The organism is Pseudomonas sp. MCal1, assembly GCF_026341415.1.
Taxonomy (GTDB): Bacteria; Pseudomonadota; Gammaproteobacteria; order Pseudomonadales; family Pseudomonadaceae; genus Aquipseudomonas.
Genome location: NZ_JAKUMP010000001.1, coordinates 124,699 through 138,631, shown reverse-complemented (window position 1 = coordinate 138,631; position 13,933 = coordinate 124,699). Strand labels below are relative to the sequence as shown.

Below are 13,933 nucleotides of genomic sequence, written 5' to 3'. Positions count from 1 at the left end.
TGGTGCCCTCGCCACATCGCTACAGACCTGCCTGAACCTTCTGCGCTACATCCTTCGGCAACCACGCCTGCCACACATCCGGATGCGCTTTCATGAACGCCACCGCCGCATCCCGAGGCGCCGTGTGTTTCTCGCTCATTTCGGCCAGCGCCTTGTTCAAGTCATCGATCGGAAAGTCGACCTTGCTGAAGAACTCGGCAATTTGCGGATACTGCTTCTGGAATGGCGTGGACACCCCGATCGACAGCTTGGAAGCCAGTGAACGGGTCGGTTTTGGATTGGGATTGTCGGCGTCGGTCAGGGTCTTCCACGCTTCGGCGTCGAACGGCGGTTCTTCCAGTTGAACCAGCTTGAACTTGCCGAGCAATGGCGTGGGCGACCAGTAATAGAACAGCACCGGTTTGCCCCGGCGGATCGATGAGCTGATTTCAGCATCCAGTGCCGCACCAGAGCCGCTGCGGAAATTGGTGAAGTCATTCTGCAAGCCATAGGCCGTGAGCTTCTGCTTGTTCACCACCTCCGACGTCCAGCCGATCGGGCTGTTGAGGAATCGACCCTTGCTCGGGGTTTCCGGGTCCTTGAACACGTCCTTGTACTTCTTGAGATCGCTGACGCTGCGCAGGTCCGGCGCCAGTGGCTTGATGCCCTTGGCCGGGTCGCCCTTGATCACGTATTCCGGCACCCACCAGCCTTCGGTCGCCCCTTTGACTGTGTCGCCCAGGCTGGCGACCTTGCCTTCGGATTCGGCCTTGACCCAAACCGGACTGCGTCCGGCCCACTCTTCACCAATGACCTGAATGTCATTGTTGGCCAACGCCGTCTCAAGCGTGATGGTGGTGCCCGGCAAGGTGTCGGTCGGCAGGCCGTAGCCCTTCTCGACGATGATGCGCAGGACATCGGTGATCAGGCTGCCGCTTTCCCAGTTCAGGTCGGCAAAGTGGATCGGCGCCTGTGCCGCGCTCACCGCAGGCACCGCCGTCATCAAGCCGAAGGTGGTCAGGCCAGCGGCCAGCAACCGTCGAAATCCGTTCATGCTTTTGCACCTCGTGCTGTTCACAGCAATAGCAGGATGGCCTGACAGAAGACCGCAAGCCTCTGAATACTCAGTCAACTGACTGTAGACGAGGTTCCTGCTTTTTCAGGGGCATGAAACGGATAAGGCTACTTTTCAGACATTTCCTGCAGGCTCTTCAGCTCGCGTCTGACCATGCTGGCGTATTCCGCAGGCTGCAAGGCGTAGATCTGCGAGGCAACCCAACCCAGCCAGGCACCCTTCAATTCGTCCTTCGCAGCGAACAATCGACGAGCTTCATCACGGGCGCTGTCGAGGTTCTGCAAATGGAAATCGGCGCGGCTCACTCGCTGGCCTTGAACGTCACCAGTTCGCCCTTGCGCCACTTGGCGGCTTTGGCGGTGACGGCTTTCAGGGTCTTCGTCAGGCCTTCCTGGAGTTGTTCATTGGCGGCAAACACGGTGACCGCGCTATGGCCCTCCTTGAACACGATGGCATGGCCGTCGGCTGTGGTGACGAACGCGTAATCGCCCAGACCGTAAACGGTCATTTTGATTTCGCGAAAGCGGATATCCATCTTGCCGCCTTCACGGCTCGGTAGTACCGACGCGCTGAAATGATCACCGACCTTGAGCTTGAGGCCAGGTTTGTCATCGACCACCAGTGCGCTTTCGGTATCGATCTCGGCAACATAAATGCCTTCGGCGTTCTGCTCGGTGATGTAAACAAAACGCGATTGAAACTGCTTGACCAGCTTTGCCCGCAAATCACCGAGCACGAACAAAGCATGCATATCGAGGTTACTGACTGCCAAAGAAACATCCCCACACTTGAAAAGAGTGCCGCACGCGAATAGCGCGCACGGCAGAAAAATTCGGCTTGGCCGAAGGTGTTGCGCGATGACTCGAATATACGCCTGAGCGAGCGAAGTGCTCATTCAACGCGAGTTGCACAAGACTACTGGAATGCCACTCGCGAAACCTGCAAAGACGTTCTCCAAATGTTGAAGGAAAACGCGTCAAGGCCGGCCAAAGAAAACTGACTACGAACTTTAGGGAAAAAACTCACCAAAAAAAGCACTTTTCCGACATATCGCACGCAAAAAATTGCTTTAGATAGCGCCATACCGTCAACAGGTGTTGGCGATTTTAGAGCAGCGATGCTGTTCGCGACTACCCGCAACACCCTGTAAATGCGGGTCAATCCATGAAAAGGACTTCATATGTGCACTATGACGCATTTTGCCGTGACTCACGAACCCGTCTTTGCCTTGAACACTCCAGTGTTCGAGACTGATCCTACAATTGAGCCTTCTGGTCGGGAGCCGTTGTTTCAGGTGGTCCCGGCGGGCAACAGCTTTTTCCATATCAGGGAAAAGTCGACGGGGCTTGTAAGAGGTTTCCGCGAGAATCATAACGCCGCCTGCGCCCTCGCCCGTTCTCTGGAATCGCGAATCGAACTCCTGACCAGCGAGCACCTCAGATAAAGAGAGTCATCAATCCCGCCATTCTTCAAGGAGTACACCATGGAACTGCCTGCCTACAACCTGACAACCCTGTTCGATCAATTGGGGCTGCCTTCGGAGGAAGCGGCGATTGACGACTTCATCGAAGCCCATCCGCTGGAAGCCGATACCAAGTTGATCGACGCCGACTTCTGGAGCCCGCAACAAGCGCAGTTGCTCAAGGAATGGCTGCGTGCCGATGGCGAAGAAGCGGTGATGGTCGACGAGCTGAATGTGCGCCTGCACCGGGGCAAATGATTTCGATCAGTGCAGGCTGTTCTCTGTTCTGGCGCCCAACTGCGCGAGCCAAGCCGCCCTGCACTCCTCGGCTTCATCGCGACTGGCAAAAGCGGTGCCGCGCTGCTCGCCATTGAGCAGCACCACCCAGCAGACACTTTGCCCCATCGCGCGCAGTCCGGCGGGTACACCGCTGCCGATCATCACCGCGACATCGACTCTGCATTGCATGCTGACCTCCCAACTTCATTAGCAACCTAACTATGCGGGCATGTTAATGAAGTGGATCAAGAGGAAACAGCAACGCCGCTGCACAGCTTAATTGCAGTTCCGGCAACAATGCCTCAGCGCGGTTTCTCCGGTTTGTAGCCCAGACGCAATCCACCCCAGTGGCGTCCCTTGACGATGATGGGCACCGACAGGTCGTGCATCAGCTCGCCGGTATCGCGGGTGTAGGTCTGCAACAGTACCGGTTGCTGATGACTGCCGCAGCGGATGCCCGTGCGGTCGGCGAATTTGCGTTTGGTGCGATTGTTGACGGTATCGACCTGCACGTCCCCGGTCAGTGGCTGGCTGAACACCTTATTATGGGTCGGCACATAACCCTGCTGCGTACAGGCGATAGCGAATACCAGGCCTTCATGACGCGGCAGCAACGGTTCCTGAATCGCCGGCAGCACCTGATCGGTGTAGCGGTCGAAACGGGTCTGGAACTTGGCCGGCTGGGTGCCTGGAATCGGCTGATACTGGCGGTCAAACAGTTCTTCAAGGCTGATGCACCCTTGCTCGACGTCAGCCTCGAAGCGCGCAGCAATCTGGCTGGCCCCTTCGCGGGCGAGGTCGTAGATGCGCTGGTGATAGTCATCCAGCCCGACTTCAGCCAGGCGTTCGCTGATGGTTTCTGCCTGGCCCTCCATCTGCACCGCGGCCTCGGCCAGGCGACGAGTCTGTTGGTCGCTGATCGCCAGATCGCTGCGCATCTGTTCGATGGCAGTGAACAGGCTGTCGAGCTGTTCACGATTGGTTTCTGCACCCCGGGCAATTTCGCTGACCTGGTTTTCTACACCGGCCGCCAGTCGTGCGATGTTTTCCAGGTGCTGACCGGTGTGTTCGACCTGCTCGACACCCGTGTGCAAATCGTCGGAGAGCTGACGTATCTGCTCCACCACCTGCGCCGTACGTTGCTGAATGTCGGCGACCATCTCGCCCACTTCGCCAGTGGCCGTCGCAGTACGCGCCGCCAGACCGCGCACTTCATCCGCCACCACTGCAAAGCCGCGACCGTGCTCGCCGGCCCGGGCCGCTTCGATCGCGGCGTTCAATGCAAGGAGGTTGGTCTGACTGGCGATGGATTGGATCACCAACGTCACGCGCTGAATATCGTCGCTGCGCTGGCTCAAGGCTTCGATCAGTTCGCGGCTGGCATTGGCGCGCTGGCTGAGCTGATGCATGCGCGAGATCGAATCCACCAGTTCGGTGCGCCCTGCTGCGCTGCTGTGATGGGCTTCGCTGGCAGCGCCCAATGCCTCGCGGCTGAGCTGCGAAGTGGCCTGTTCAGTGGCGATCATGACTTCAGCGTTATTGACGATCTGCGCGGCGGCGTCGAGTTGCGATTGCAGCTTGCCCGCCAGCTCCTTGACGGAAAAAGCCACGCCAGCAGCCGACAGCGCGTTATGACTGGTGGTGTACGAAAGGTCGCGAGTCAGCTCGGACATCGCGTTGCTGCTATCGACCGGTTGCGCATCAGAGACCGCCCGGGAACGCAGGCGTGGCAGCCAGACGATCAGTACCGCCAGCGGCATGCTGACGTACAAGGGCCATTCGCCCAGGCTCATCCCGGCCAGCAACAGCATCAGGGCGATGCTTTGCAGGGTCGGCGTCATCCAGCGATTCTTCGGCAAAACAACTGGTGCAGGCCGAGCCGCAACCAGAGATCCATCTCTCGTCATTTTGTTACCCCACGCTTGTTCTCATTGTTGTGGCTGCATTAAACGCCACTACAACGCCATTATCCATGGTCCGTTAGTCGTGGGTCTGTGGCAGGTCAATGGAATGGTGGGCAGGACTTTTCGGCAGACGAGAAAAAGCAAAGATCGCAGACTTTTGCAGTTCACTGAGAAACTGCAAAAGGCTGCGATCTTTTCGCGACGACCCACAGCGAAGGGGCCGCCTCAGGAATCAGGCCTGACGCTGGTGCTTGTCGATCTGCTCGTGACGCTCTTGAGCTTCGATGCAGTACTTGGTGGTAGGGCTGATCAGCAAGCGTTTCAGGCCGATCGGCTCGCCGCTGTCGTCGCACCAGCCAAAGCTGTCTTCCTTGATACGCTCAAGGGCCTGCTCGAGTTGCGGCAGCATGCGCTGGTCGCGATCAATCGCGTTCACCAGCCAGGTGCGCTCTTCTTCCACCGATGCGGCGTCCGCCGGGTCAGCCGGGGTGTCCAGGCTTTCGATGGCAATACGGTTCTGCTCAATGCGCTCATGGGTTTCGACTTTCATGTTCTGCAACAGCTCTTGAAAGAAAGCGTGTTGCTCGGCATTCATGTAGTCATCTGCCGGCATGGCCAGCAACTTGTCCTTTGTCATTGATATCTCTATAAAAAACGTGCATTAAGGCGAATTAGGGAGCGTTCCGGCGAACCGCCTGCGGTCATCGGAAAGGCATCGTTTATTGCAAACGCCACCCGGCACTCAATTTACGAAGGGGCGGCAGTCTAAGGCCCGTTTGAGGCCTCAGCAACTGTAAATACCGGGAATTTGTCCGACAAGGCTCGGAAACTGCTCTGACACAAGCTTCACAGCGCTCATCGGAGTGCGTTTATAGCAAGAAATTCAGTCGAGCGGCTGTATATAGAAGACAAACGTCGGACGAGCGGCGCTTTGTCGCAATTCGTTACGATCATTGACCGCGAAACCAGCCCCTTCTCAAAGACTGACAAATCCCCCCAACCTCAGCTACGTTATGCCCTCTCCGGTTCGACTTGAAGGAACGCGTCATGAAACTGATCGGCATGCTGGACTCCCCTTACGTGCGCCGCGTGGCGATCTCCGCCAAATGCCTGGGGATCGAACTGGAACACGACCCGGTCTCGGTGTTCCGTCACTTCGAGCGCTTCCAGCAGATCAACCCGGTGGTCAAGGCGCCGACCCTGGTACTTGATGACGGCGAAGTACTGATCGACTCAACCTTGATCCTCGACTATCTCGAAGCCCTGTCCGGCAAAACCCTGCTAACTGCAGACCTGACGCAACGGGTCAAAGCCCTGCGCCTGATCGGCCTCGGTCTCGCCGCCTGCGAAAAAGCCGTGCAGCTCTACTACGAACGCAACATGCGCCCGGCCGACATTCAATACCAGCCGTGGGTCGAACGCGTCGAAGGCCAACTCGCCGCCGCCTTCGCCGCCATTGAACACGAACTCGAAAAACACCCGTTGCCCACCGACGGCCCCCTCCAACAGAACGGCATTACCCTCGCCGTCGCCTGGAGCTTCACCGGCCTCGTCGTCCCCGACCAGATCGACGCGGAGCGCTTCCCGCGCATCGCCCAATACACCGCGTACGCCGAAAGCACCCAGGCGTTCATCAGCACCCCGATGACCTGACCATGAGCACCACCGAAACCGCCACCCCGGCCCTGAAAGAAATCTTCAACGCCGAACGTCTGCAACACATCGCCACAGAAATGAGCGCCGTGTACCCGGCGTTCAAGGCCAAGGCATTTCTCAAGCATGCCAACGACGGCCTCGCCGACCTCTCCGTCATGCAGCGCATGGCCCGCGTCAGCGAAAGCCTGCACCACGTGCTGCCGCTGGATTACGCAGACTCCCTCGCCGTCCTGCGCGAACTTGCCCCGCGACTGAACAGCGGCTTCGTCAGCATGTGCCTGCCGCACTATGTCGCGAGCTACGGCGCGCACGCGTTCGATACCTCGATGGAAGCCCTGAAGTACTTCACCACCTTCGGCTCCTCCGAATTCGCCATCCGCCATTTCCTGCGCAGCGACCTGGAACGTTCGCTGGAACTGATGCACGACTGGGCGCGAGATGAAAACCACCATGTCCGAAGACTGGCCAGCGAAGGCAGTCGTCCGCGCCTGCCTTGGTCGTTTCGGCTGGAACCGGTGCAGGCTGATCCCCTGTTGGCAGCCGGGATTCTTGACCGGTTGAAGGCCGATGAAAGTTTGTACGTGCGCAAGTCCGTGGCGAATCATTTGAATGACGTGACCAAAGAGCATCCTGATTGGGTGCTGGACACAGTTGAAGGATGGTCGCTGGAGAACAGGCACACGGCGTGGATTGCCAAACATGCGTTGCGGAGTTTGATCAAACAGGGGGAATTGCGGGCGCTCGCGGTTATCGGTGCTGGGGCAAAGGCTGAGGTCGAGTTATTGGATGTGAAGGTGGAACCGGCGGTTGTGCGGCTTGGGGAGACGATTACTTTATCGTTTACCGTTCGATCGTTGGTGCCCGTTGAACAGCGGTTGGTGATTGATTATGCGATTGACTATGTGAAGGCCAATGGCGGGACGTCGGCCAAGGTTTTCAAGTTGAAAACGTTGGATTTGGCGGGGTTTGGAAGTGAGGTTGTGTCGCGGCGGCAGGTGATCAAGGATTTCACTACGAGGAAACACTATGCGGGGGAGCATGCAGTGCATGTGATGGTTAACGGGGAGCGGCTGGCAACTTCTGCCGTTGAAATAATCACTTCATAACGTCAATACCGGCCGGTTACCCAATCTGTGGTGTGGCTGGGGCGGCAACGGTGACCCAGAGGCCGACCTGGAAAACTCGACGGTGTGCGCGTTTTCAATCCGCAAGGCAAGGCGATAGGACACGTCAGCGGTAGACGACAGAAAAGGAAAACCTTATCCACCAGGCTCGTGAAGGCGTCATCACGCCACACGTGGTTGATTTAGAGCGGGCCCAAAGAGAATTTCTCCATGACCGTAATTGATCGCCTCAGGTTTTTGCGCGTTGTTCTGGTTCTGGCTGGCTTCGCGTGCCTTGCCCTCTATCCACTCATGGTGTTCTGGCCGTCTGGTTGGGCCTGGCACATCGGCCACTCAGACTACCCGCTGATGATCGTTGGCATCTACGCCACACTGGGCGTGTTCTTGATCCTGGCCGCACGTGATCCGTTAGCCAATCTGAGCCTGATCTGGTTCACCGTGTGGTCCAGCGTCGTGCACGGAGCAATCATGGCCGTCCAGGCGGCCACCCAGCCTGGGCAGATGGGGCACTTGGCAGGTGATGTGCCGGCGCTCTTCATCGTGGCGATTGCCTTGGCAATCTTGACGCCCCGCTCGCAACCTGTCTCTTAGTTCGAAATAGGTCATGGAGCCTGGAGCCGGTCTGGAGATGCTTCGAAACAACAGACACCATTAAGAAACAACAGGAGACCTTTCCATTTCCGCTCTACTCTCACCGGCCTTGGTGCCACTGAGTGCCGAATGATAATGTTCAGCCTCAAAACCAGGGACGACACTTCGTGCACAAACAATGCCTTGCAGCAGCAATAACCTTCGCCATCAGTTTTTCCGCTCTTGCCTCCCCTGTGCCGCAGGAAGAGCTCGAAGAGTGCCAACGGATAGAAAATTCAGCCAAACAGGTCATGAAGAGCAGGCAGCAAGGCGTGCCCATGGCTTCGCTGTCGGAACTGGCCGAAGCGGCAGGCAAGCAGAGCAAGTATGTGGGTGAGTTGTTCAGGACGTTGATCCGCGAGGCGTACGCGATTCCTCAGTACTCAACCGAGAGCCAGCAGCAGAAATCGATCAGCGATTTCCAGAACAATTTCTACAAGGCTTGCATCGTGACGGCGGAAAAGAGAGCAGACGCCAACGGCTGAGCTCAACGAACAAAAAAGGGAGCAGATTCAGGTAATGAATCTGCTCCCTTTTTACTGAAGTACAGACTTAGGTCTTCAGTTCAACGTTATCCAACGCCTGATTCACCGCCAATTCCCCGAGCATCACAATCTGCGCAATCCCTATCGCGGTCTTACGGTGAGCGGGCTCCAAAGTGGCCGCAAAGTTGTTGAGCATCTCGCCGGCCGAACCGAGAGATTCGCTGGCATTGGCGAGCAGTGATTCGGTGTCATACGCCGGATTGGCCAGGTACATCGGATCGTGTTTGTGGTGACTCCCCATTACCCGTTGCTGCGGAGTGAGGTAATGGTCGAGCGCGCGTTCGGCTGCCTCGTTCAGGGTTCGGGAGTCGGGGAATTTGTAGGGTGAAACCGGATCGGTTTCCGGAGGATTCGGTGTGGCTTTGATCATGGTGAAACTCCTGATTTTCAATAGGAGCTACCAGCATCACTTGCAGATGATGGGTGGCATCCATGTGCGGGTCTGCAAGACCGGGAAACCAGGCACCCGGCAGACCCGAGGGTCTCCCGCACAAAGCCGCCATTGAGCGGACGCGAACGAGCGTCCTTTAGCAGGCTGTGCGACTGGTTTTCCGGCGGGCTTGCAGACCCGATCACTGATGGGCAGTGACGGGAATCAAGTTACGGTCGGAGGTCCAGACGCACAAGCCGGCGGATTCTGTCTTAGGTGTAGGGGACGGCGCAAGGCGCTGTGGGCATCCGGGTGTGACTGTAGGACTTATTTAAACAACCAATGCGCACCGCGTTTAACTCCGGACAAAAGCCGGACTGTCACCCAGTCCGGCTTACTCATCACAAAAGCATGTCTCAGTTTCCGGGCCAAAGATCCCCATCACCTTCACGGGCATTAAAAGCCGCCCCCTCAATGTGATAAACCTGTGGCTCCTCCGAAAAATACCCCTCCAGCCCCAGCATAAAAATCCTGTGATCCTCCCCTGCCTCAAACTCTGTATGAGCCTCAAGCGATTCCCACCGCACGATCAAATTGAACCGCTCAGGCGTTTCAATCCCCTGCGCCAACATGTGCCCGCCGTACCCGTTCGCGCGGCGGAGTAAAGGTGCAACCTCGGTAAATGCACGTCTGAACGCTTCACGACGTTCTGCATGAACAGGCAGCAAGGCAATCTCATAAATCATGACGCATTCCCCACAGAACTCGACCGAAGCGCCGGCACGACCGCAATCGCAATTTTCCCTTGAAGACCGTTATTGGGACTTTCCAACCGCGTATGGGCCAGCGCAATCTCCGCAAGCGAATACACCGCGCCAACATGGGGCCGAAGTTGACCTCGCTCCACCAGGGCACTCAATTCATCGAGCTTGCCGCGGTTCTGGCGGGTGAAAACGAAGTGATAACTCGCGTTCTTGCCCCAGGCCTGGACCAGGTTTTGTGGTTTGGCGATGTCGACGATCGAGACCACGCGGCCTAGTTGTGCGAGGGCGTCAGGACTGCGCGACAGGGAGTCGCCGCCGATGGTGTCGAACACCACGTCCACTCCGAGGCCATCGGTTTCCCGCAGGATGGCGTCGACGTAGTCTTCTTTTTCGTAGTCGATGATCACATCGGCGCCCATGCGGCGGACGAACTCGGCGTTTGCTTCGCGCGCGGTGGTGAACACTTTGGCGCCCATCGCTTTGGCGAGCTGGATGGCGACGTGTCCGACGCCTCCCCCTGCCGACAGCTTGGCAAACCTCGTCAAACCACCAGAACGCAGCAAGGCACCTGATAAAGAATGTGCTCGGTGGTACTGCCCAACCACTTGCTCAGACCCCGCTTGCGAACCCTGCCCATCACGATGACATCGACATGCTGCTCGTCGGCGAACTCGCTCAGCACGGTGACTGGCCGGCCTTCAATGAAGTGGCGCTGACTGGAGGCCACACCGAAATGCCCGGCCAGTCGAAGAAACGATTTTTGCAGGTCTTCGCGCAGTGACCGGGTCAGCTCGGCCAGCGGCAATCCGCCCATGTCCGCCAGGTACCCGGCGGAAATATCGCAGGCATAGAGCAAGTGCAACTCGGCGTCGCACTGAATGGCCAGGGCATTGGCCTGCCGGATGATCTGCTCGTTCAACGAGTTGTCGGCGGACTCGATATCCGACACCTCGACCGCCGCCAGCACTTTGCGAGGCAATACATAGCCGCTTCCACCCACCAGATAGACAGGTACCGGACAATCGCGCAGTAATTGCCAGTCCAGCGGCGTGTAAAACGCACGTCTGAGGGCCGACACCTGTTCGATTTCCTTGATCAGCAGATCGGGCTCATACGCTTTGACGTGATCAAGGATGCGATGCTCCACATCAGCGGCCCATTCCACTTCGATGGTCACCTCGATCCGCCTGCCGCGCAGATTGACCGCCCGGGCCTCCAGCGTTTGCCGATGATCCTGAAGAAATGCCTCGCGCGCCTGTTGCCGGTTGCCTGTTTCCAGCAGCGACAAACCTTCGGGCGAAGGAATCAGCGCCAATAGGTGCAAACGCGCGCCGCTGGCCCTGGCCAGCGCTGCTGCATGATTGATCGCGCCGGACTCGCGCAGGAGCGGATTGATGATCAGCAGCAATCGCTGATACTGGCTCATGGCAACCTCGTGTCAGCTGAGTGACTGTCTACGCCGGCTCTGACGCCCGGCCCCACTGCCAGAATGCTACCGGGTACCGAATACAATGCCCGTTCGGTAGTGCTGCCGATCAATCGATCGATACCGGTCCGGTGTACGGTGCCCATCACGACCACATCCGCCACGTATTGCTCGACAAACTCGCTGATGACCGGCACCGGCAGCCCCATCACAAAATGGCGTCGCTCGGGTGGAATCTCGTAGCGTTCGGCCAGATTGATGAACGCCTGATGCAGGGACTGCCGCAGCTCCTCGACAAAATCCATTCCCCAGCCGGCACCGACCAACGGCGCATCGCCATTGAATGCCGGTGACAGGTCATAAGCGTAGAGCAGGTGCATGGGCGCGTCACATTGCGCGGCCAGCGCGTTGGCGGTCTGAATGATGGTGTCATTCAGACCGCTGATCTGGGTCTCTGGATCGAACGGATCCACGGCCGCGACGATGCGATGCGGCAGGCTGTAACGGACCTCGTTAACCAGATGCACGGGCACGGGGCACTCGCGCAGCAAATGGCAATCCAGCGGCGTGATGAAAACCCGTTTAAGCAGGGGTTCCATCGCCACGTCCTTGATCAACACATCAGGATTGAGGTCTGCGACAGCCCGCAAAATGTCCAGTTGCGGGTGCGTGGTGAACACCACCTCCACTGTCACCTTCAATCCCTGTCCTGAAAGTTGCTCAAGCTGATCGGCAACCCAGCGACGATGGTGACGCAGGTATCGCTGATAGCCGGCCTCGTCGATTTTGTCCTCCCACAGCCGGACAACCGGCGCCGGCTCAGTGAATACCCGAACATCCAGCGCCGCCCCGCTCGCCTTGGCCAGCGCCACTGCGCGCAGCATGGCGGGCGTCTGATGCAGGGTCCGGTCGGCGACCAGCAGCAAACGTTGATATTGCCCCATCACACACCTCCGCAAGACAACCACAGGCTTTGAGACTGAGCCTGACTGCCGGCGCGCAGTTGATTTACATCAACTCCGGACGATTCAACATCGCCGGTCTCTGACCCAGATCAGATTCCTGCCCTTCGAGCGGCGTAGAAAGAAAGCGACTGCGGGGCGCTGTGTCCCGTGCCCGTCTCCAAACCGCAGGGAGGTTCTCCTCATGCTCACCGTCAAAGACCACAACGAACGAGCCGCCGTTGCCTATGCCTCGATCGCCGGCCAACACTGGATCGAAGCACTCAAGGACGGTCGTCATGTACTGATCCGGCCTCTTTCGGAAAAGGATCGGGAACGCGAATATGCGTTCATCAAACGCTTGTCTCCCGAGTCGCGACATATGCGCTTTCTGGCGCAGATCAATGAACCGTCGGGCACGATGCTGGACCAATTGATGGACACCGATAATCGCCTGCGCCTGGCTTATGTAGCGCTGGTGCACGACAACGGTCAATTGATCGAAATCGGCGTAAGCCGCTATGCCGCCACGGGTGAACACGAGTGCGAATGCGCCGTTACCGTTGCCGATGAATGGACGCATCTGGGGTTGGGGACATTATTGATGGAGCACTTGATCACGGCGGCGCGCAAGAATGGAATGCACCGAATGTACTCGGTCGATGCCGCCAGCAACGCCCAAATGCGGGACCTGGCCCGGACGTTGGGGTTTGAACGGAACAGCGATCCTGAAGATCCTCGCCAGGTCATTCACAGCCTGAATTTGTAGCCTCTGCGGCCGGCGATCGTCCAAACGGGCGATCGCCGGCGCTTCGGCGCTAAAGCCCCCTGCCCGGCTTGATCGCCAACACACTGCACGGTGCCCGGTGCAGGAGCTGTTCGGCGGTGGTGCCCAGCCGTTTGCTCATGCCTTTGTGCTGCACCGTACCCGCGACGATGACATCGACATTCTGCTCTTCGACGAATCGGCAAATGGCCGGCACCGGCACACCTTCGATGAAATGGCGACAGTCCGTCGACACGCCGTGACGCTCGGCCATCGCGGCAAACGCCTCATGCTGTGCCGTCCCCAATGCCTCGTAGATGCCGGTGGCCAGCGGTAACGCGCCGAAACCGTAGTCTTGCGCATACGCGGCGGTCCAATCGTAAACGTGCAATAACTGCAGCCGGGCATTGCACACCTCGGCCAGCTTCGATGCCGCGTCGATGATCTGGTCGTTGAACAGCAGATCCTGATCTTCGCTGCGCAGCACGTCGATGATCGCCAGAACATGACGGGGGCGTGGGTTCAAGGCATTGGTCACCAAGTGTGCCGGAATCGGGCAGTCGCGCAGCAGTTGCCAGTCCAGCGGGGTGAAGAACACCCGTTTCAGGGCCGACTCTTCATGGGCATCCTTGATGATCATCACCAGCGGCATTTCATTGATGAATTGCACAATCTCCGCGTACGGGTCCTGAACCCACACCACTTCGCTCGTGACGACGACCCCGTGTCCACGCATCCGGGTCGCCTGTTCTTCGAGCCAATGGCGATGCTTCTCCAGGTAGGCGTCACGGACCACTGCGACCTGGTCGGGTGCAAACAGTCCGGCCACGGCCAGCGCCTGTAAATAATCGAACGCCACGATATGCAGCGGTCTTTGCAGCGCCTGGGCCAATGCCAAGGCACGATCGAATGCCGGCGTGTGGTCCATGGCGGATGGAGCGATCAGCAGCAGGCGGGGTTCCTGTGACATGGTGCACCTCGACATTGAGCGATGGCAGGGAATTAAACTCAC

Annotated in this window: 18 protein-coding genes and 1 pseudogene; 7 read left to right on the top strand and 12 right to left on the bottom strand. The window is 58.3% G+C overall.

Annotation, left to right across the window (positions count from 1 at the left end; translation table 11 throughout):
• Positions 1–19: 19 nt before the first annotated feature.
• The 3 genes from MKZ87_RS00705 to MKZ87_RS00695 form a co-directional block, all read right to left on the bottom strand.
• Positions 20–1,033, bottom strand: coding sequence for an ABC transporter substrate-binding protein (locus MKZ87_RS00705; RefSeq protein WP_227232855.1), 1,014 nt, complete (start codon positions 1,031–1,033; stop codon positions 20–22).
• Positions 1,034–1,161: 128 nt separating this feature from the next.
• Positions 1,162–1,359 (bottom strand): hypothetical protein, encoded by a 198-nt coding sequence (locus MKZ87_RS00700; protein ID WP_085703635.1) that lies wholly within the window; start codon positions 1,357–1,359, stop codon positions 1,162–1,164.
• The gene (locus MKZ87_RS00695) at positions 1,356–1,826 is read right to left on the bottom strand and encodes a hypothetical protein (RefSeq protein WP_007950541.1); all 471 of its coding nucleotides are present in this window, start codon (positions 1,824–1,826) and stop codon (positions 1,356–1,358) included. Before MKZ87_RS00695 ends, MKZ87_RS00700 begins: the two co-directional genes overlap by 4 nt.
• A 408-nt stretch (positions 1,827–2,234) precedes the next feature.
• Here MKZ87_RS00695 and MKZ87_RS00690 point away from each other — a divergent pair, with 408 nt between their 5' ends.
• Together MKZ87_RS00690 and MKZ87_RS00685 are read left to right on the top strand one after the other, a co-directional pair.
• A complete protein-coding gene (locus MKZ87_RS00690) occupies positions 2,235–2,498 on the top strand; it encodes a hypothetical protein (protein ID WP_139834857.1) in 264 nt (87 codons plus the stop codon).
• A gap of 39 nt (positions 2,499–2,537) precedes the next feature.
• Positions 2,538–2,774, top strand: coding sequence for a DUF2789 family protein (locus tag MKZ87_RS00685; RefSeq protein ID WP_085687730.1), 237 nt, complete (start codon positions 2,538–2,540; stop codon positions 2,772–2,774).
• 6 nt (positions 2,775–2,780) lie between these two features.
• On the opposite strand, the gene MKZ87_RS00680 is transcribed toward MKZ87_RS00685, so the two are convergent.
• From MKZ87_RS00680 to MKZ87_RS00670, 3 genes are all read right to left on the bottom strand, one after another.
• Entirely contained in the window at positions 2,781–2,984 is a 204-nt protein-coding gene (locus tag MKZ87_RS00680; protein WP_085698234.1) for a hypothetical protein, read from the bottom strand.
• A 113-nt stretch (positions 2,985–3,097) separates the two neighbouring features.
• A complete protein-coding gene (locus MKZ87_RS00675) occupies positions 3,098–4,321 on the bottom strand; it encodes a methyl-accepting chemotaxis protein (RefSeq protein ID WP_416383539.1) in 1,224 nt (407 codons plus the stop codon).
• A 610-nt stretch (positions 4,322–4,931) separates the two neighbouring features.
• On the bottom strand, positions 4,932–5,336 hold the full coding sequence (locus MKZ87_RS00670) for a TraR/DksA family transcriptional regulator (protein ID WP_039767046.1): 405 nt from the start codon (positions 5,334–5,336) through the stop codon (positions 4,932–4,934).
• 410 nt (positions 5,337–5,746) lie between these two features.
• Here MKZ87_RS00670 and MKZ87_RS00665 point away from each other — a divergent pair, with 410 nt between their 5' ends.
• The 4 genes from MKZ87_RS00665 (at position 5,747) to MKZ87_RS00650 (ending at position 8,594) form a co-directional block, all read left to right on the top strand.
• A complete protein-coding gene (locus tag MKZ87_RS00665) occupies positions 5,747–6,352 on the top strand; it encodes a glutathione S-transferase (RefSeq protein WP_085703637.1) in 606 nt (201 codons plus the stop codon).
• A gap of 2 nt (positions 6,353–6,354) precedes the next feature.
• A complete protein-coding gene (locus MKZ87_RS00660; protein WP_266200070.1) occupies positions 6,355–7,461 on the top strand; it encodes a DNA alkylation repair protein in 1,107 nt (368 codons plus the stop codon).
• Positions 7,462–7,689: 228 nt separating this feature from the next.
• Complete coding sequence (locus MKZ87_RS00655; RefSeq protein ID WP_085698230.1) at positions 7,690–8,070, top strand: DUF6632 domain-containing protein; 381 nt, start codon at positions 7,690–7,692, stop codon at positions 8,068–8,070.
• Between the two features lie 167 nt (positions 8,071–8,237).
• On the top strand, positions 8,238–8,594 hold the full coding sequence (locus MKZ87_RS00650) for a hypothetical protein (RefSeq protein ID WP_266200069.1): 357 nt from the start codon (positions 8,238–8,240) through the stop codon (positions 8,592–8,594).
• 67 nt (positions 8,595–8,661) lie between these two features.
• Here the strand turns inward: MKZ87_RS00650 and MKZ87_RS00645 are convergent, their stop codons facing one another.
• The 5 genes and pseudogenes from MKZ87_RS00645 to MKZ87_RS00625 all read right to left on the bottom strand — a co-directional run bounded on the left by MKZ87_RS00645 (position 8,662) and on the right by MKZ87_RS00625 (position 12,158).
• Complete coding sequence (locus tag MKZ87_RS00645) at positions 8,662–9,024, bottom strand: DUF6124 family protein (RefSeq protein ID WP_266200068.1); 363 nt, start codon at positions 9,022–9,024, stop codon at positions 8,662–8,664.
• 416 nt (positions 9,025–9,440) lie between these two features.
• A complete protein-coding gene (locus MKZ87_RS00640) occupies positions 9,441–9,770 on the bottom strand; it encodes an antibiotic biosynthesis monooxygenase family protein (protein ID WP_085703641.1) in 330 nt (109 codons plus the stop codon).
• Positions 9,767–10,306, bottom strand: a pseudogene (locus MKZ87_RS00635) (zinc-binding dehydrogenase); the annotation flags it as partial. The gene MKZ87_RS00640 and the pseudogene MKZ87_RS00635, both read right to left, overlap by 4 nt.
• 23 nt (positions 10,307–10,329) lie before the next feature.
• On the bottom strand, positions 10,330–11,214 hold the full coding sequence (locus MKZ87_RS00630; protein WP_266200067.1) for a universal stress protein: 885 nt from the start codon (positions 11,212–11,214) through the stop codon (positions 10,330–10,332).
• Positions 11,211–12,158 carry a universal stress protein gene (locus tag MKZ87_RS00625; RefSeq protein ID WP_266200065.1) on the bottom strand — a complete coding sequence of 316 codons (948 nt, stop codon included), beginning with the start codon at positions 12,156–12,158 and terminating at the stop codon, positions 11,211–11,213. The genes MKZ87_RS00630 and MKZ87_RS00625 overlap by 4 nt, the downstream gene beginning before the upstream one ends.
• Before the next feature lie 202 nt (positions 12,159–12,360).
• Here MKZ87_RS00625 and MKZ87_RS00620 point away from each other — a divergent pair, with 202 nt between their 5' ends.
• Entirely contained in the window at positions 12,361–12,924 is a 564-nt protein-coding gene (locus MKZ87_RS00620; RefSeq protein WP_085698225.1) for a GNAT family N-acetyltransferase, read from the top strand.
• A 49-nt stretch (positions 12,925–12,973) separates the two neighbouring features.
• On the opposite strand, the gene MKZ87_RS00615 is transcribed toward MKZ87_RS00620, so the two are convergent.
• The gene (locus tag MKZ87_RS00615) at positions 12,974–13,891 is read right to left on the bottom strand and encodes a universal stress protein (RefSeq protein ID WP_266200064.1); all 918 of its coding nucleotides are present in this window, start codon (positions 13,889–13,891) and stop codon (positions 12,974–12,976) included.
• Positions 13,892–13,933: the final 42 nt, after the last annotated feature.